The organism is Fibrobacter sp. UWB11 (genome assembly GCF_900143015.1).
Classification (GTDB): domain Bacteria; phylum Fibrobacterota; class Fibrobacteria; order Fibrobacterales; family Fibrobacteraceae; genus Fibrobacter.
The window spans coordinates 25078-43418 of the sequence record NZ_FSRT01000004.1; the positions used below are offsets into that span (position 1 = coordinate 25078).

General features: G+C 46.8%; 17 protein-coding genes. 12 read left to right on the plus strand and 5 right to left on the minus strand.

The window, feature by feature from the left end:
• The first annotated feature begins 27 nt into the window (after positions 1-27).
• The 5 genes from BUQ91_RS14265 to BUQ91_RS14285 all read left to right on the plus strand — a co-directional run bounded on the left by BUQ91_RS14265 (position 28) and on the right by BUQ91_RS14285 (position 5430).
• Positions 28-876 carry a sigma-70 family RNA polymerase sigma factor gene (locus BUQ91_RS14265; protein ID WP_072830344.1) on the plus strand — a complete coding sequence of 283 codons (849 nt, stop codon included), beginning with the start codon at positions 28-30 and terminating at the stop codon, positions 874-876.
• A 24-nt stretch (positions 877-900) separates the two neighbouring features.
• Positions 901-2622, plus strand: coding sequence for a tetratricopeptide repeat protein (locus BUQ91_RS14270; RefSeq protein ID WP_074209759.1), 1722 nt, complete (start codon positions 901-903; stop codon positions 2620-2622).
• Positions 2623-2648: 26 nt separating this feature from the next.
• The gene (locus BUQ91_RS14275) at positions 2649-4565 is read left to right on the plus strand and encodes a tetratricopeptide repeat protein (RefSeq protein WP_074209760.1); all 1917 of its coding nucleotides are present in this window, start codon (positions 2649-2651) and stop codon (positions 4563-4565) included.
• Between the two features lie 7 nt (positions 4566-4572).
• Complete coding sequence (locus tag BUQ91_RS14280; protein ID WP_072830073.1) at positions 4573-4998, plus strand: septal ring lytic transglycosylase RlpA family protein; 426 nt, start codon at positions 4573-4575, stop codon at positions 4996-4998.
• A gap of 195 nt (positions 4999-5193) precedes the next feature.
• Positions 5194-5430 (plus strand): hypothetical protein, encoded by a 237-nt coding sequence (locus BUQ91_RS14285; RefSeq protein WP_072830075.1) that lies wholly within the window; start codon positions 5194-5196, stop codon positions 5428-5430.
• A 70-nt stretch (positions 5431-5500) separates the two neighbouring features.
• Here BUQ91_RS14285 and prmC read toward each other — a convergent pair whose 3' ends face one another.
• Together prmC and prfA are read right to left on the minus strand one after the other, a co-directional pair.
• The gene (prmC, locus tag BUQ91_RS14290) at positions 5501-6457 is read right to left on the minus strand and encodes a peptide chain release factor N(5)-glutamine methyltransferase (protein WP_074209761.1); all 957 of its coding nucleotides are present in this window, start codon (positions 6455-6457) and stop codon (positions 5501-5503) included.
• A gap of 20 nt (positions 6458-6477) precedes the next feature.
• A complete protein-coding gene (gene prfA / locus BUQ91_RS14295; RefSeq protein ID WP_072830079.1) occupies positions 6478-7545 on the minus strand; it encodes a peptide chain release factor 1 in 1068 nt (355 codons plus the stop codon).
• Between the two features lie 151 nt (positions 7546-7696).
• Between prfA and BUQ91_RS14300 the strand changes: the two genes are divergently transcribed.
• The 3 genes from BUQ91_RS14300 (at position 7697) to BUQ91_RS14310 (ending at position 11565) form a co-directional block, all read left to right on the plus strand.
• Complete coding sequence (locus BUQ91_RS14300; protein WP_072830081.1) at positions 7697-8071, plus strand: DUF805 domain-containing protein; 375 nt, start codon at positions 7697-7699, stop codon at positions 8069-8071.
• Between the two features lie 153 nt (positions 8072-8224).
• Positions 8225-9019: a tRNA (N6-threonylcarbamoyladenosine(37)-N6)-methyltransferase TrmO gene (gene tsaA, locus BUQ91_RS14305; protein WP_254794465.1), complete on the plus strand. Its 795-nt coding sequence runs from the start codon at positions 8225-8227 to the stop codon at positions 9017-9019.
• A gap of 116 nt (positions 9020-9135) precedes the next feature.
• Complete coding sequence (locus BUQ91_RS14310; protein ID WP_074209762.1) at positions 9136-11565, plus strand: HD domain-containing phosphohydrolase; 2430 nt, start codon at positions 9136-9138, stop codon at positions 11563-11565.
• Here BUQ91_RS14310 and BUQ91_RS14315 read toward each other — a convergent pair.
• On the minus strand, positions 11536-12582 hold the full coding sequence (locus tag BUQ91_RS14315) for an SDR family oxidoreductase (protein ID WP_074209763.1): 1047 nt from the start codon (positions 12580-12582) through the stop codon (positions 11536-11538). The genes BUQ91_RS14310 and BUQ91_RS14315 overlap by 30 nt on opposite strands.
• Positions 12549-13121, minus strand: a complete 573-nt coding sequence (locus BUQ91_RS14320; protein ID WP_074209764.1) for an NUDIX hydrolase — start codon at positions 13119-13121, stop codon at positions 12549-12551. Before BUQ91_RS14320 ends, BUQ91_RS14315 begins: the two co-directional genes overlap by 34 nt.
• A gap of 233 nt (positions 13122-13354) precedes the next feature.
• On the opposite strand from BUQ91_RS14320, the gene BUQ91_RS14325 reads away from it, so the two are divergent.
• Genes BUQ91_RS14325 through BUQ91_RS14340 form a run of 4 tightly spaced genes read left to right on the plus strand, consistent with a single transcriptional unit; the run spans position 13355 to position 16883 of the window.
• On the plus strand, positions 13355-14170 hold the full coding sequence (locus tag BUQ91_RS14325) for a TIGR02147 family protein (RefSeq protein ID WP_072830090.1): 816 nt from the start codon (positions 13355-13357) through the stop codon (positions 14168-14170).
• A 12-nt stretch (positions 14171-14182) separates the two neighbouring features.
• On the plus strand, positions 14183-15070 hold the full coding sequence (locus BUQ91_RS14330) for a hypothetical protein (RefSeq protein WP_072830092.1): 888 nt from the start codon (positions 14183-14185) through the stop codon (positions 15068-15070).
• A gap of 17 nt (positions 15071-15087) precedes the next feature.
• Positions 15088-16005: a hypothetical protein gene (locus tag BUQ91_RS14335; protein WP_074209765.1), complete on the plus strand. Its 918-nt coding sequence runs from the start codon at positions 15088-15090 to the stop codon at positions 16003-16005.
• Positions 16006-16016: 11 nt separating this feature from the next.
• A complete protein-coding gene (locus tag BUQ91_RS14340; RefSeq protein ID WP_074209766.1) occupies positions 16017-16883 on the plus strand; it encodes a hypothetical protein in 867 nt (288 codons plus the stop codon).
• A 137-nt stretch (positions 16884-17020) separates the two neighbouring features.
• On the opposite strand, the gene BUQ91_RS14345 is transcribed toward BUQ91_RS14340, so the two are convergent.
• A complete protein-coding gene (locus tag BUQ91_RS14345; RefSeq protein ID WP_074209767.1) occupies positions 17021-18337 on the minus strand; it encodes a polysaccharide deacetylase family protein in 1317 nt (438 codons plus the stop codon).
• Positions 18338-18341: the final 4 nt, after the last annotated feature.

An 18341-nucleotide genomic window follows, 5' to 3' on the forward strand; every position in this document is an offset into this window, starting at 1 on the left:
TTGTCCAAGACAAAAGGTGTTGTTTTTATGAGTGATTTTAACGAAGCTCTTTATTTTCGTGACTTGAATAGGTATCCTACGCTGACTCCGCAGGAGGAATCGGCGCTGTTGAAAATCATCAAGAACGGTGAAACCGAAGAAATTCGAAAGTCTGCCTTGCAGCGCCTTATCCGTGGTAACTTGCGATTTGTGGTGAGTGTTGCCCGCAAGTACCAAGGTCGTGGCCTTTCCCTTTTGGATTTGATTAACGAAGGTAACCTCGGTCTTTTCAAGGCGGCTAAGCGCTTTGATATGGACAAGGACGTGAAGTTTATCAGCTACGCCGTGTGGTGGATCCGTCAGTCTATCCAGAAGGCTTTGTTCGAACAGGTGGGCGCAGTCCGCATTCCGCCTAACAAGCTTGCTCTTGTAAATCGCTTCAAGCGCGCCTTGATGCAGAACGGCGGTGACTACGACAAGACCATCTCGATGGAAGAATTTGCTCCGTACGAACGCGACATCGTCGAAGTCATGGAAAAGATTGTTGATATTTCGCTCGATGCTCCGATTGGCGACGATGCCGGTGTTTCCAGTGCCGACTCCGTGAGTACGCTTATGGACGTGCTCGGTAGCGATGGCAATCAGGACGAGGACATGGAACGCGAAGAGCGCAAAAAGCTCATTCAGGAAACGCTTTCGTCCCTCCCGCAGCGTGAAGAAGAAATCCTCCGCATGTTCTATGGTCTCGATACCGTCGAAGATACGACCCTCAAGGACATTGGCGAAGATTTGAAACTGAGCCGTGAACGTGTCCGCCAGATCAAGAACAAGACTTTGCGCCGCTTGCAGAAGAGCAAGGAGCACAAAGAAAAACTGGCTGACTTTTTGGAAATTTAATTAGAACTCTAAATAGGGATTCTGATGGCGACAACCTCATCTGCTTCTCGCACTGCAGCGTACCTTTTTCTGTTTTGTTTCTTTGGGGCGCTGATTGCGTATGGTGGGTACAAACTTTACAATAAATATGGTCCCTCAAAAATTGTAGTGGGGGAAATCCCGTTCGGACTTGAATCTGGCACGTCTGTGCTGAATGGAGATGCTCCGAACTTCAAAGCCGATGTCGAAAGGCTCCCGGTGCAGGCTCAAGCCGAATTCCGCCGTGCAGGTGAACTCTCTCGTAGCGGGGCGACTAAGGCCGCTTATGAAATTTACGATGCGCTTGTACTTTTGTACCCGAATGTCGATGCTGCTGTTTGGGGCGAAGTCAATACGTTATTCCACATGGATTCCGTAACGGAAGTGATGCGCGACCGTGCCGAACTGTTGATCGGGCGCCTGATGGCTCGTTACCCCAATACGGGAATCAGTTTTTATCTCGATAGCCGCAAGTCGCTCCTTGCTGGGAATTTGACCGTTGCCGTTGAACTTGCAAAAATGGCAAGCAACCGCTCTCCGTCTATTTACGAAATCAGACTGTGGTATGCGGAACTCCTGCTCAAGAATGGAAACATGAGGGAAGCCGCAGGCGAATGTCGCGCCGCCATCAGTCTTTCTTCGGGCGATTCGCAACGTGCATTTGAACTTTTGGCCAAGATTTATCATGACGAAGGCGTGCTCGATAGTGCAGCCCTTGTTATCGATTATGCTTTGACGCAGTTCCCGCTTTCGTCGGATTTGCTTTTGTTGCGTGGACATCTTGCCGAATACAATGGCAAGTTCGATGAGGCCGAAAAGACGTACCAGCGTATTATTGCGTTCCGTCCCGATTTTGAAAAGGCCCGCCGCGCCATGGCGACGATTGGTGAAAAGACTCCTCCCGGCAAGAACGGAATGTACGCGGGGTCTTCTAGGGATCGTGCTCAGGTTGCATGCGACATTCTCGCTCCGCTCGTAGAACGTTACCCGGAAAACTTGCCGCTCCGCGAAGCGCTTGGCATCGCTTATACTAAAGGCCACATGTTCGATATGGCTCGCCGCGAGTTCAACTACATCCTCAAGAACGACCCGGAATACCCGGACATCAAGGCTCGCATCAGTGAACTTGAACAAGTCCGCAGGGCCGCCATTGAAGAATACAATAACGGCCTTACCGCTAACTTGAACCGCGCTGTGGATAGCCTTCGTGAAAACATGATGCCCGAAAAGAAACATGACTTCTCGACGAAATTGGGCCATTATCTTGTTCGTTACGGTGCATCTTCGCAGGAATTCTTTAGAAAGTATTCTCCGGCTAATTTTAAACAAGTGAAACGTTTTGTGTGGCAGGAATCCTTCTATGAAAATCCTTACCACCATACCTATACGGTCGTCTTTGATTCGTTGAACCGCTTTAAGGAAGTTCATGTGGTTGTTTTTGATTCCGCATCGAATTCTAACCATTTGGGGGTTGCTCCTGAGATTTTCTCTCGTCTTCTCAAGCAGAATTCCAGAATTTCGGGAATCGGCAATAACACCGGTGAAACGGATTGTGGAAACGGCGTTGTCTTGGATGCAGCCGTTTGGGAAACCCGCGATAACTTCGAAATTTTGGCCCGCATTGTCGGAAAACCGGCCGAAGTTCGCATGGTTCGCCTCGATCGCAAAACTTTGCCCCCGTCAGGCATGAAACTTTGCGATTATCTGCCGCTTCTTATGGAATTTTAGCTCGCAATTATCTATTTTGTAGCTATATGTTCCGTGGTCGTTTTTTTGCTTTAGTTTTGTTTGCTGCGTTGTTGGAAGGTTGCACTTGCTGCGCCTACTTGAATCACATGTTCAATGCAGAGCGGCTATATGACGAAGCGACCGAACTCCGTACTGCGCGTTTGGATAGCGTCCCCGACGAAACTCAGTCTTACCCGGGCAGCGAAGAATCCCAGAAGTACGAAAAAATCATCGAAAAAGGCTCCCGTGTGTTGGAACGCTTCCCCAAAAACAAGAAGCGCACCGCCGAGGCCGTTTTCCTCATTGCGGAGTCTTACAGACATAAGGCCGATTGGCCCAAGGCTATCACCAAGTACGATGAATACGAACGTTATTTTGCCGATAACGATTCTATGCGCGCCGTAGAATACCAGCGTGCCTATTGCCTTTATCGTAACCAGGAATTCAATATCAGCCGTTTTGCGCTGGAACCCGTAGTTGCCGATAAGAACCACCCTTACTATTTTCAGGGTTTGAACCTCCTTTCGCTTTTGGATGAAAAATCTGAAGCGCCCGAGCAGGCGATTGCCGCTTTGGAAGCCGTGCTTGCCGATACAAGCGGAACTCCGTACATGAAGGGCAAGGCTCATTTCCGTTTGGCCGGGCTCTACTTCAAGATGGAAAATTGGGAAAAGGCCCACCATCATTATAATGCCAAGGAAATCGAAAACTTGAACGATCGCGAACGCCAGACGGCGGGCGAGCAGTCGGCGGAATGCCTTGTGAACTCGAAGGAATACCTCAAGGCCGCAGACGAATTCAAGCAACTGTACAAGAACGATGCTTATGAAAAGCAACGTGCAATTTACCTGGTCCGTATAGGTGAAACAACGCTTTGGGCCGGTCGCAAAGCCGATGCCTACGTGATTTTCAATAAGGTCAATACGGAGTATCCCAAGACGGAACCTTCTTCGCGCAGTTACTTTAACATGGGCGATTATGAACAGACCAAGACGCTGAATTACGACCTTGCCATGTCTTATTACGACAGCAGTTATATTGCAAGATCAATTAGCGAATATGGTAGAAAGTCCCGTGAACGTCGCTATGCATTGAGAAGCCTTGTTTCGATGCGTGACCGCAACGAGGAAATTCTCCAAAGCAAAGATTCTGTCCCCAATATGAAGTCGTTCTTCAAGAATGAGTTTATGATTGCGGAACTCTTTTTGCTCAAGCTTTCCGAAGCGGATAGCGCCCTTGCAAGGCTTACGAACGTGATTGAAAAGTCCGACGACACGGCAAGCGTGATGCGTGCTTCTTATGCACGAGCTTTTATCTATGATGAATTTTTGCATGATCCGGATACGGCCGAAGAACTGTACAAGGAAATCATCGAGAAATACCCGAATACGGATTACGCTAAGCAGGCCCAGGCAAATATTGGCATGCGCGTGACAATGAAAACGCGTGAAGACGAAGCTCGTGACCGTTACATGGAGGCTGAAAGCCTGTGGACGGTGGCTTCGGAAATGCCGGTGAACAAGATGGAGCTGGTGGACTCCGCTTATGCGACTGCATTCTATGCGTTTGACAATGTCTATAAGGACTATCCGCAGACTCAGTCCGGTGTGCAGGCTCTTTACATGAAGGCCGTTTATTTCCAGATGAATCCTGAAAGATTGGATAGCGCTGCTGCGATTTATCGATATCTTCGCGATCATCATGGTCAGACCGCTTGGGGCAAGCAGGCTGCTTACGTGCTTAATACGCGCCTTACGACAACGGATGATGACCTTGCCAAATTGCGCAAGCGTACTGCCAAAACTATTGAGAATTTGGATAGAAATTCTGCTAGATATTACGAAGAATTGAATGCCAAGCCCGAAGAAAAGAAGGCTGAAATCATAAGCAAAGAAGACGAAATCCTCGAGAATACATATAACAGCATGTACGATTTTGAATAAGGGTTGTATGCATTCTCTCCGTTTTGTCGTAATTCTTTTGTGTGTCATGTTCGCCTTTTCGGGGTGCAGTGGCGCCACTCACCGCAAAGGGTATACCCGCGTTACAAAAGCATCTCGAGTTCAGGAAAAGGCCGAAATAGGTTATACCTTTTCGGGTGATGCTAGTTTTTACGGTAAGGGGTTTGATGGCAAGAAAACTGCAAGTGGCGAAATCTTTGATAGGGATGAATTGACTTGCGCTCATCGAACACTCCCGTTTGGGACTAAGTTAAAGGTTGTCCGTGTTAAAACGGGGGCATCTGTTATTGTTCGTGTAAATGACCGTGGCCCTTATGCAAAAAAGCGTGTGCTGGATTTGAGCGAAGCTGCCGCAAAGGCCATTGGGCTTGATAAAGCCGGCCATGGACAAATCAAAGCTACAGTCGTAGAATAGGCGGCTTGTCACTACAGTCATCCCGCACTTGTTGTCTTTGACTACTTGCAGCTTTGCTGCTTAGTAGTCATGATCCGCGAATGGGGACGGGATCGCCTTACACATTTTTTTTGCGATTTGTTGAAATGTCAGCTTTTGACACCTTGTGATTCTATATTAGTGCTCGTAAAAACACTAAGTCACTGAAGGTGAAAAATGAAGCGCAAAACAGTTAAGGTCAATAAGCATGTAGTCGAAATCCCTGAACAGTCTCTTTGGGATGCTTCTTCGCAAGATTCCGGCTTTTCCATTTTCAAACGCCGCATTGGGGAACTGATGCAATTGAATGGCAATGACGATTCCGCAATAGACGACGATGATTTAATTCCGTTCTACCGCATGGGTGAAAGCGAAACGTTTGTTCTCTCCGCTCTCGGCTGCACCGGATACTAAAAAAGCGGCCATTGCCGCACGCATTATGACATGTCATTCCCCACTTGATGGGGAATCTCCAATGTTGTCGCTACTTTGCTTTATAGCTGACAAAGCGGATGTTGTTGCAGAAGTCTTTGTGAATCCCCGTGAATTCTAGCCACGGATATTTTTCTGCTTCGGCCTTGAGCATTTCGCCCTGTTCCGAACCGATTTCGAGCAAAATAGAAGCTCCTGGCTTGAGCTTGCCTTCGGTCTGCTGCAAAAGTTTGCGGACAAGGTCAAGGCCGTCAGCACCGCCGAACAAGGCGAGTGCAGGGTCGTACTTTGCGACTTCGGGCTGGAGCTTGTCTTTTTCGCTGTCCGGAATGTAGGGGAGGTTTGCGATAAGGCCATCAATTTTGGCAGAGGTGTCGCCAGCGACTTTCGCGATAACATCTGCGGTGACGGCGTTCAGCAAGTCGCCCTGGGCGAAGGTCAATGTGCTTGCTGCGGTTTGCGAGTCCGTCGGAGTGTCCGCGCTTCCAGCCGCGTCAGGATTGCCCGCGAGACCATTCGCTTCAGCGTTTGTACGTGCTAACGCAAGAGCGTCTTCGGAAACGTCTGTTGCAAGAACGCGTGCGCCCTTGATTTCTTTGGCGCAAGCAATTGAAATGGCACCTGTGCCGGTGCCGATTTCGACGATGAACGGATTTTCGATGCCTTTCAAACTGTCTGCCGCCATGTCAACGAGCGATTCTGTTTCCGGGCGCGGGATAAGCGCACGGCGGTCGCACTTGATAATGAATCCGCGGAAGCTGGTGTCGCCGATGATGTGCTGTAGCGGCTCACGCGTTGCACGGCGTGCAACCATCGTGCGAAGCACGTCCAGCTCCGCTGGCGTGAGCGGCTTTTCGAAGTTCAGGTACAAGTCCATGCGGTTCTTCATCTTGAGACCGTAGCTGATGATGTACTCGGCATCGAGACGTGCATCAGGAATGCCCTTCTTTTCAAAGAAGACCTTGGTACGGTTCAAAATTTCAAGAACTGTCATCTGCGGCTGTGGCATTGGACTTACCTCACGACCCCTTACGCGTTGAACTTTCCGAGCTTTTCCTGGGCGTTTGCCATCTGGAGACCGTTGATGATTTCATCAAGATCGCCTGTGACAACCTTGTCCAAGTTGTAAACGGTGAGGCCAATGCGATGGTCCGTCACGCGGTTCTGCGGATAGTTGTAAGTGCGAATCTTGGCAGAACGGTCGCCTGTACCCACGAGGGCCTTGCGGTTTGCCGCTTCTTCCTTTTCTTTCTTGGCGATGACGGCGTCAAGAATCTTGGAACGCAACATTTCCATGGCGTGGAGTCTGTTCTGCAACTGGCTACGTTCGGTCTGGCAGCTCACCACCACACCCGTCGGGATATGCGTCAAACGCACGGCGGAGTCCGTCTTGTTGATGTACTGACCGCCAGCACCCGAAGAACGGTAGGTGTCCATATGGATGTCGGCTTCGCGGATTTCCACGTCGACTTCTTCTGCTTCCGGGAGGATAGCGACTGTTGCTGCCGACGTATGCACACGGCCCTGCGTTTCCGTTTCCGGCACGCGCTGCACGCGGTGAACGCCACTTTCGAACTTGAGCGTTCCATAGACGCTGTCGCCTTCGATGAACACGCGGATTTCCTTGTAGCCTCCCACCGTGCCTTCGCTCAAGTCCTGGATGGTCATCTTCCAGCCCATCTTGTCGCAGTAGCCGCGATACATGCGGAACAGGTCACCTGCGAAAAGTGCGGATTCGTCGCCACCCGTTCCGCCACGAATTTCGAGCGTTGCGTTACGGTAGTCCCACGGATCCTTCGGCACCATCAAAATCTGGAGTTCGTCCGTCACTTCGGGGAGCTTCTTTTCGATCTCCGAAATTTCGGCCTTGGCCATCGCGACCATTTCCGGGTCGGAATCGCCGAGAGCGATCTTGTATTCTTCAAGATCGTCCATCATCTGCAGGTATTCCTTGGCCTTCAAAACAGCCTTTTCGATACCCTTGTACTGCTTATGAATCTTGTTGTAACGAGCCTGGTCACCGAGAACATCCGGGTTGCCGAGTTCCGATTCCAGTTCTTCGTACTTTTCAATGAGTTTTTTAGCCTTTTCTTTCATCGTGCCCAAATTTAGAATATTTCCCTTTTATTGACTTTTTACAAATTTTATATATATCCATATTTGAAACGTTAAAATTTTCGTAATAAGAATGTATCTTTTGGAAAGGAATTTTTTCGAAGTCTTAAACCATAATCACAAGGAGAAAAAAATGGAATACTTCAAAAACTGCATCCTAAAACATTATGCGGACTTTAACGGGCGTGCGAGGAGAAAGGAATATTGGTTCTTCGCCTTGTTCCAGATGATTGCTATCATTCTCGTCTCTATTTTGGGTGGCTTGGTGGACTATATTCTCGGAACAGCGGGCATTGTGTCTTCTGTTCTTATTGTACTGCTCTCGCTTGGTCTTCTTTTGCCCGCATTGGCAGTGCTCTTCCGCCGTTTGCACGATATTGGCAAGAGCGGCTGGTGGATATTCATTAGCTTAGTGCCTTGCATTGGCAGTATTATTTTGCTTGTATTCATGTTCTTGGACAGTCAGCCAGGCACGAACAAGTACGGTCCAAATCCGAAAGGTGTTTAATTACAACGCTCCCCTCGCGGGAGCCTTTTTTGCAAACGGTTGATTCGTCTATTCTGTCAAAGATTTCTCTTGTGGCGATCCTGATTTGGACGATTTAAAGCCTCGGTTTTGCCGGGGCTTTTCTCCTGTAGTGAATATTCTATATTTCCTTGCATGCAAATTTCTCCCATTGGTACATTTTTCGGCGATGCCGTTTACAAGTATGATGCTCCGCGCCAAGGGCGCCTTTTTGCTGGGCATCCTGGGCGCATTGTGCTGAATCCGGGACAGAATTTCGAAATGGCGCTTCGCGATCTCGATGGCTTTGAACGCCTATGGGTGATTTTTCAATTTCACGAAAATGCGGGTTGGCGACCGACAACGCGACCACCTGTACCGCCCAAGGGCAAAGACCGCGTGGGCACATTTGCAAGTCGCAGTCCTTACCGCCCGAATCCGATTGGACTCAGTTGCGTACGCCTTCTCAAAATTGAGGGTCTTACTTTATTTGTAGATGAAGCGGACCTTTTGAACGAAACTCCGATTCTTGATATCAAACCGTACATTCCGATGGCCGATGCATTCCCCGATGCGAAGGCGGGTTGGGTCGAAGAACAGGTCGGCGATTTGTGGGCCATCGAAAAATCCGATGTTTTTACAGCTCAAAATAGCTGGATTGCAGAACGCAGTGCGTTTGACTTGGAGAGCTTTGCTCAGGTGCAACTTTCGCGCGGAAATTTCTCGAAGGATGTCTTTGATAGCTCTCGCCGTCGTTTAACGGTTGACGAAAACGCAAAGACAGGAGTTCTTGCTTACCGCACGTTCCGTATTCATTTTTCCTATGACGAATCTTTACGCAAGGTCTGTCTGCAAAAAATCATGAGCGGCTACACTGCCGATGAATTGCAAAATGCAGAAGATAAGTACGGCGATAAACAGTTGCATCGGGGTTTTATCGAAAAATTCTAGTTTTTCCCTTAAAAAAGCGTTTTTTGAATGATTTTTGCCCATACTGGGGGGGGCAATACGGGCGAAAAAAGATTAGTTTTCTATTAGGTCGACCTAATAATGTCTGGGAGCGCATTATGGAAAATGGAAGTCTAATCACGTTTATCGCGTTGTCGATTATTGTTGTCGTTGCATCGCTATATGTGGGACTGGTTTCTTTGAAATCCAAAAAGAGCGACTTGAAGTGGATTACTGCTAGTGCGTGCTTTGGAGCCTTGTCGGTTGTCTTTTGTATTTGCCGAATCTTTTCCGATGAGAGTGGAGCGTTTATAACGCTATCGTCATTTAGCTTTACCAGCATTGCCGCTTCGATATATTTCTTTATGCTGTTCGTAAACGTTTACGCCCACATGGCTCGCGTTTATTGGATTCAACTTTTGCTTCGGTTTTTCTTAGTCGCGTTGCTTTTCGATGTGGTAATTTGGATTGTGAATCCGTTTTGTGGGTGGGCTTTGGGCTGCGAACCGAGTTCGGGTATTGCATTTTTTCAATCGGCTCACGAAGGTGCCCTTTATTATTACCATTTGATTTTGGCTCATTTGATATTCCTCTTTTCGATGGGAATGTTGTTCTATCGTTTCGTAAAAGCTCCGAAGGTTTTCAGAAAGCGTTATCAGGGCATAATTGTCTCGGTGCTGTTTTTTATTTTGCTGAATTTTTTACTCAAAAGATTTATTGAACTCGAGTATTCAATTCATTTTTACTGTTTGCTTCCGATAAGCGCGTATTGGTCTAGCCGGTATGCGGTAATGGATATCTTGAATTATTTTAAAGATAACGTGTTTGAAACAATAGAACAGGGAATTGTTCTGTTTGATTTTAAAGGTGCGTTGATTTTCCATAATGTCAGGTCAGAAAAACTTCTGGCCGGTATTTCGTTCGATGAGTTCCTGTCTCAAGATTTTTTTGTAAAATCCTGCAATGTTGAAATTCCTGATTCCAAGGATGTTTATTTTGCGCAATGCTACATTGACATAGATAATAAAATAAAACCGATGCGCATTGATTTTCACAGAATTAAAGACGGAAAAGGTCGTGGACTTGCAAATTTATTTGTTATCTCGGATCCTGCAGTGAAAACGGACTTGTTGACGGGGTTTAGCAGTTGGGATAGCTTCAAGAACTTTGCCGAGAAAGATTCCTTTGCAACGAAGTTACCTTTGACCATGATTGTTTGTGACTTGAACAACCTTTCTAGTTTGAATAACTCCAAAGGACGCGATGTGGGAGACCGCTTGTTGCGCAATTTGGCAGTGACTCTCAAGAATAATTTTCCGCAAGGTTCTTATTTTGTTCGTGGGGAAGATGCAAAACTTGTGGTGCTTGCGCCACGTATGAGTTTGAACTCTGTCGAACAAATTATGGCTCAAGTGAAACGCTCCATTAATTGCAAGTTACAGTATGCAGTTGATGAACTTTCAGCGAATAATTCTGATTTTGTTGTCGTTATAGAATCAGCCACGCAGACACTGAACCAGAAAAAACTGTTGGATAAAGGTTCTGCCCGTTCCGAACTTTTAACGTCGCTCGAAAAGGCTTTACAAGAATGTGATAGCGATACCGAGGCTCATGTTCATCGTACCCAGCGCATGGGGGCTGCTCTCGGAAAACGTATTGGACTTACCGATAAACAACAAAGTAGTCTTTCGCTCCTGTGCTTACTGCATGATATTGGTAAAATCGGTGTGCCGCTAGATATCTTGAATAAACCAGGAAAACTGACCGATGAAGAATGGAACTATATTAAAACCCACGTGCATAAGGGCTACCAAATTGCAAAGAGTTCCAAGGGCCTGAACGAAATTGCCGATATGATTTTGCACCATCATGAACGTTGGGATGGCAAGGGTTATCCGGATGGACTCAAGGAAGATGAAATTCCGCTGTTGTCAAGAATCATAAGCGTTGTCGATGCTTTCGATGCGATGGTAAGTAACCGTTCTTACAGGGCCGCAAAGTCTGTTGACGAGGCCGTTGCCGAGCTGGAACGTTGTTCAGGAACGCAATTCGATCCTTATCTGGTCAAGGAATTTGTACCGATATGTCGTGACATGGTCGGAAATGTTGTTCCCGACGAAGAAAAACTTAAAACTCCGGTGGATACGATTGTCGAAAAAACAAAAACACTGGTGCCTGACCACAGTGGCAGACATAATGTGCACAAAGTCGAATATAGCCGCTATGTGCTGAATTCGCGCAACGTTATCATAGATGTTGATGATAAATTTGAAAAAATTACGGGCTATTCTAGAGATGATATCAAGGAAAAAACGATGGAACAGCAGGATTTGGTTCCGGAAGAAGACCTGACGGAATACCTGTGCTTTGTATCGGAAACCTTGGCGAATAATCCTATAGCGTATTGTACGCATCGCGTTAAACGTAAGGACGGGACTGTCATTAATGTTATTTGTGTTGGCAAGGTGGTGTACGATTCCGCAAGCCACGAAACGCGTTCTGAAATACTAATGTCGAATCTACAGGGGATCAATCCCGTTGACGAGTAAATTTGTAATCGCTTCGTCGCTGCCCATTTTGCTTTTGTCTTTAATATTACGTCCAAAAGTCTTGTGCCAGTCGAAACTGTCGGGCACGAGCCAATCGAAAACAGGCCACGGCTTGATGAACCCTGGCGGCAATAGCTTGTAAAGCTTGCTCGAATTGATACTGATGTCGCCGACGCGCGGGGGCATGGAGCCACCTTCGATTCGCGGCACGCCATGGAGAAGTTCTGCGGGGTAGCCGCCAACGGCATTCACGATTTGCCCGACGTTGTAAAGCGAAACGCGACGCGGCCCGCCGCAGTTGTAGATGCCTGCGGGGAATTTATGTTCAAGAATGTATTGCACGGTGCGGCAAAGGTCTGGGCCCGAAAGCGGGTTGCGAAATTCGTCCGTGAACAAGGTTGCCGGGCGACCGGGGCGGAACCGGTACGTAATCCAGTCAATGGCGCCGGCGCATCCGCCGGGCGCATAGTCCATCGGGAGCGGCACGCGCAAAATCACGGCATCGGGCTTGATGGCAGAAATCGCATCTTCGGCTTCTGCCTGGTGCTTGCCGTAATTGTGGATGGGGTCTTTGGGGTCGGTTTCGACGTAAGGGCGGTTCGGCTTTGTCTTTTCGTCACCGCTAAAGACCATGTCTGCAGAAATGCGGATGAGTGTCGCGTTGTAGCGTGCGGCGAATGTGGCGGCATCGACGCCTTGGCTGTAGTTCAAAAGGCGGCTGCGGGCTGGGTCGCATTCGCAGGCCTTCAGGGCGCAGTTTCCGCTCGCGTCAATGACGGTCCCGAAATGAAACTTTTCAAAAAGTTCGCCCAAGCGTTCCGTTTCTTCGGCATCGATTCCATAAACGTTGTCGCCAAAAACGCAAGGGTGTTTGATGGGGCGTATGCCAACGACACCAGGGGCGCCTTGCGCATTTGTTGCCCCGTAGAGTTTGTTGAAATGCCTGAAAAGTGCAAAACCGGGAACGCCATTCAGCCCGAGAATTAAAATCGGGAGGCGGATTGCGATAATTTCCACTTGAAATAGCCTGCGATTTGAAGCGGGTGATTGAACGTGCCGTCGGCGACTTTTGCCTGAAATTCTTCGTCCGTGTACAAAAACGTCTCGATATCTTCTGTATCGTCAAAGCTCGTTTTGCCCAAGCGTTCCACGTCGTCGATAAACACCACATGAAACTTTCCGCGATGCCTATCCGGATTCACCGGAAAAGAACCAAGATACATTGTCACCCCGGCCTTAGTGCCGGGGGCGCCTTTTACCCCGTACCCGCATTCCTCTTGCAATTCTCTAATGGCTGCTTCTTCCGGCGTTTCGCCTTTGTCAATAATCCCGGCAGGGAACTCAAGCGCAATCTTTCCCGTTCCGTGGCGATACTGTTCCGTCATGACCCACTTGCCTTCTGTGGTGCGAGCAAGAATTAAAACCCAGTCGGGTTGCCATAACGTATAAAAATCGTCGATGATCTTGCCGTTCGGCAGTTCGCACGTTTCCTTTGCGACCTTCAGCCACGGCGCATCCACCAAAAATTCCGAATTTAACAGTTTCCACGGTTTCATACTCCAAATTTAGAAAAAAGCGTTGTCACCCCGCACTTGTTGCGGGGGCGCCTTACTCGGTTCCAATATCACCTCTGATTCATCTGTATTTACTAGTGATTCATTAAATTTTAAAAATTTTCGAAATTTGCAAAATTTGCGAATTTCTGCTAAAAATCGAAATCTTTGTATCATTTTATCTATTGCAAGGCTATATCGAATGAGGTATATTTGTGCCTGTAAGGAGGTTAAACATGAAACCGATAACAGAATATCAAGATTACCGAAAGTACATGCTTGATTATTTTGACTGGCGCAAAAGAACATCCGTGTTTTCTTGGCGCGAGTTTTCGAAACAGGCGGGGTTCTCTTCGCCATCGTATTTGAAACTAGTATGCGATGGAAAAAGTTCCCTGAGTCGCGTGGGTGTGCTGCAAGTGGCTGCCGCCATGGAATTGAGTGAATTTGAGTGTGAATATTTCAAGCACATGGTCGATTTCACGAATGCAAAAGACGATGACAAGAAAAAAATTGCCTTCCGCAAAATGGAAGAACTTGCGAACGAGCAGCATGCGCGTGTTTTGAATGCCGATGCGTTCGACTATTACGAATCTGCGGTGAATTCAATTGTTCGTGAACTTGCTCCGCTCATGCCGGGGGCGCTCCCAGGTGATCTTGCCAAAAAGATTAAGCACAATTTTACGGCTCAGGAAATCCGCGACTCGCTAAAACTTTTGGTGAAGTTGAATTTTCTAAAGACTAAAGGCGAAAATATTTACGAGCAGACGAATAAAGTAATTACTGGTTCTTGCGATTCCCTTGCACTTGCGCTTCGCTCCATGAACCGCCAGATGATTGATCTCGCTCGTGAAGCCATTGATAAAATTGATCCTGCCGAACGTAATGTTTCGGGTGTGACTGTTGGCGTCAATGCGGATGCTCTTAAGCGCATTACGGATGCTGTCAACGCTTGCCGCAAGCAAGTTGTTGACATTGCTAGCGAATGTAATAAAATCGATCAAGTCTATCGCTTGAATTTACAACTTTTCCCGCTTTCGGAAAAAGTGTAAGGAGGAAACATTATGAATATGAAAAAAATCATTCCGCTTTCGCTTGTTGCGTTGAGTGTCGTGGGGGCGTTAAGCGGTTGTTCTGAAAATCACGTTGCTGGTGCCGACATCCAGGATAATTCTATTTCGGATAAAAATGCCTATGATTCAAAGGCTATTCTGAAAAAAATGATATCCCGAGTGAAAGAACGTAAGTCTGAGGCTCCTATAGCAATTGTCTCTGATGTGGCTACTACACAAGTTTCGAACGATACTGCTTTTGTTGTAAATGTTTTGAAAAATGAGCTTGTTGAAGATTCTGTTACGGCTCAAGAAACATTTGATAACGTTGTTGATTCTTTGAAAAATAGCGGTGTATTTGTGAAAACGCCGGCTGTTGGAAATTTTGGGGATACAGTTCCTTACTTTAATGTGTTTTCTGGTGTATATCGCGATGAAAATAATGTTGTTCATGGCCCCATTGAACTGCTTGAAATGCATTTGAAACATAGATATGTCCTATGTGATTTAGCGCGTCTCGACAAGAGTTTGCTTGCTAAAACTGGACATTATGAATTGAATGTGCAGGCTGTAGAAGTGCCAACGGATGGCCTCCAGGCGCCAAGCCCCGCGAACGAGTACCGCGTAAAGAAATCTTTGATTATTTATGATTCTTCAATAGTGGAACAATTTGAAAATGATTGTTCTCTTGAAAATGGTTCCTTTGCGTATAGTGATTCTACCGCAACGTGCGCGTTTTCTGTTACACCAACCGAAGGCGATGTCGCTTATACGGACCCCTATTGGGAAAAATATGTATCGCAGGTTATAAACCGTTGTGTGGTTCCTGCTGATTCTTTAGACCTTTTAGAGCTTGATCTTTTTGATAATTCCGATAATTCGGAAGAGTCGGAACAATAATGTGAGGAGGAAACATTATGAATAACAAAAAAATCATACCACTTACGTTTGCTACGCTGAGTGTCGCGGGTGCGCTAAGTGCGTGTTCTGATACTGCCGTTGTCGGCGCTGATGTTCAGGGCAATTCGGTGGCTTTGAGTTCAAGCTCTGTTACTGAACCGGGCTCGTCAAATTCTCTAAATGGAATTCCGTATCTAAATGAAGAAGGAGCTTTGGCCGCTTTAAGAAGTGTAGGTAAAGGAACCGCAGTGACTTTTAGTCATGTGGCTGGTGAGTCTAGTTATCAAACGGATTCGGTTACGGCTCATGAATCTTTTGATAGGGCTGTTCAGACAATCCTTGATGTCGATCCAACTGTGCATCTTATTGATGAAGAACTTGTCGGTTATGATGCTTGGTATGGTATACATAAAATGAATCGTACAACCTACGTGGTAATGAAGGACGAGGAAGGTTTGGTTCATGGAGATATTCGTTTTAGTAAAGGTAGTATGGTTTTCCTTGAACGTGAAATAGACGTTGGCTGTGGAATTCCATATGTTGAAAAAAAAGACGGGAGCATTGTGCAAATGAGTTTCGAAGATTGCATAAATTCTGATGATTGCGATTTCAGTGGGGGATTTGGAACTCATTATGAAGTCTTTTTTAACGACAAATCGCATCCTTTCCATAAAGAACTTACTGCTATAAAATATTTGGTTACGATTGATTCTACTATCAAAGCGGAATTTGAAAAGGATTGCGCTCTCGAAAATGGTGTACTTGAATCTAATGATGATATCCAACAGGCTTGTTTAGTCAAGGCTGAATTGAAGGATGGTGTTGAAACTTACACAGATCCTTATTGGAAAAAGTATGCTACGTATATGATAGAAAGTTGCATATTAGCTCGAGACTTTGAGGACGTTATTAGCCGCCCTAAAAACTTTATGTAAAGGAGTCGTTTATGAATATCAAAAAAATCATTCCGCTTTCGTTTGCTGCGTTGAGTGTCGCAGGTGCGTTAAGTGCTTGTTCTGATTCTGCTGTTGTCGGTGCTGATGAACAAGCTAACACGATGGCTGAAAATTTACTGGTCGAACAATATGACAAGATTCTAGCCAATTTAAAACAAATATCAAAACCTAATGTCGCTACTGCAGTTATTTTATCTTACGATAATGTAATTAATGTCGATTCAGTTAATGCGCATGAAACTTATAATAATGCAATTCGCGCTATGATTGATAATGATTCTGTTGCAACTTCGTTTGAAAATGAAGAAGAATGGAGGCATTCGTCTGACAATCATTTCTCAAGCAAAATGAGTCATTATTATTCAATGTTTGATGAAAATGGCGTAATGTATGGAAAAATTATGGTTTCAGAAGGTATTACGCAACCAGGTATTTTTACTAAAGGTTTTTATTGCTTTAATGAAAGCAAGTGGTATATGCTAAATAATGATGTTTATGAAATAGATGAACATTATAATTTTGGTGTCACATCAAAATCAGTTCATATGGAAATTCGCTCTAAAGATTCTGTTATGTTGGCTCAGTTTACGGAAGATTGTGCTCTCGAAAATGGTCAGTTAGAGTCGACGGGAAATCCTTTTGTAATTGACAAAGGAACAGCCAATGAACATATTGAATTGTATCCTGCCTATTCATGCGATATTCCCCTAGAACAAAGAGCGGGGACTCTTTATAAAGATCCGCTTTGGAAAAAGTATGCTACATATGTAGCCGACAATTGTAGATCTGATTATGAGGGAGTCGAAAAGTTTATTGTTATGCCCTGTCCCGATGACGGATGCCCAAATTTCCAATAAATATAGTATCCCATATCTCCTGAAATAAAGTAAACTCCCGTTCATGTGAGCGGGGGCTATTCATGTTTACCCTATCAATAAACAAGAAGCCCGCTCCAATCGGAGCGGGCTTTCCCTAAACCACAAACTTTTTTGAATTACTTGATATTTACGGCCTTGGCCTGGTTGCCGACTTTCACGACATACATGCCCTTGGCGCCTGTGTAGACCTTTTGCACGAAGCCGATGCCCTTCGTGGTGCGGACAACGTTACCGAGGCTGTTGAACACGGTAATGCTCAAGCCCTGTGCGCCCTGAACGGTAATATAGCCGCTTGCGTCTACGTATGCAGCGAGGTGGCGACCGTCAAATACTTGTGTTGGGAGTGCGCTTGTGCCGCTGGAACTAGATTCTTCAACTTTGCTAGAAGAACTTGCAGGCGGTTCAGAGCTGGAGCTGGATTCCGGCTTCGGAGCTTCACCGCCAGAAATCACGATGTCGCCTGCGTTCGGAACTGCGTCAAAGTAAACGTATCCACCGTCAATCTTGGATTCGAGTTTTGCGTCGCCCTGTTTGACTTCGGCCTTGGAACCGTCATACTTCACGCGGATGGAAAGCGGATAGTCGTATTTGGAAATGTTGTCGGCGATGTTATGGGTGAGCTTGACGGTGATGTTTCCACCGCTGCTGCTTGCTTCGACCTTGGAGGCCTTGCGTTCCTTGAGGTACATGGCGACATGGCCCATCGGGGCAACCCAGATGTCCTTATCGTTCTGCTGGGCCCACTTGAGGGCACCATCGATGGCGTTGATATCTGTCGGCGAGTAGTTGGCGTTGCCGTTTTGCTTGCCCTGGAAACCATGGGTGAGGAATGCGGCCCAGCCGTTGCTCTGGATGACTTTCTGCATTCTGCCGGTAAAGTCGTTCGTGCTCTTGAGCTGGCCTTCGGCACCGGTCATGGTGGCAGGGACCTGAGCCCAGTTGGAGGGACCGTCCTTGCCCATTTCGTCGCCCATGCCCTTCCAGCTGCCGTTGCAGATGCGGCCCACGATGTAGTTCTGCTTGACCGCGCTTTCGTTAGGCACGTTGCAGTTCGGGTAGGCGACAGTGATAATACCGTATTTCTGTTTGATATGGCTTTCGATATTTTTTTTCGAGGAGGCTTCTTCGCCACTCATGTTATTGCCGTGGCTATTGCTGTGGCTTGCGATTTCGTGCCCTTCGTCGGCCAGACCCTGGAATCCGCTCCAGTTGGGGTTCCAGTTCACCACCAGGTTGAAGGTAGCCTTGTAGCCATACTTCTTGAACATCGGACCAGCGTCGGTCACGTGGCTCGGAGCACCATCGTCAAATGTGAAGGAAGCGGCGCCCTTGCGGAAACCAGACCAAGTTGCAATTTCGGCATCCTGAGCGAAAGCAGAGCCTGCCGCAAACATTCCAACTGTAATCGCAGCGATAGAAATTTTGTTATTCATTATC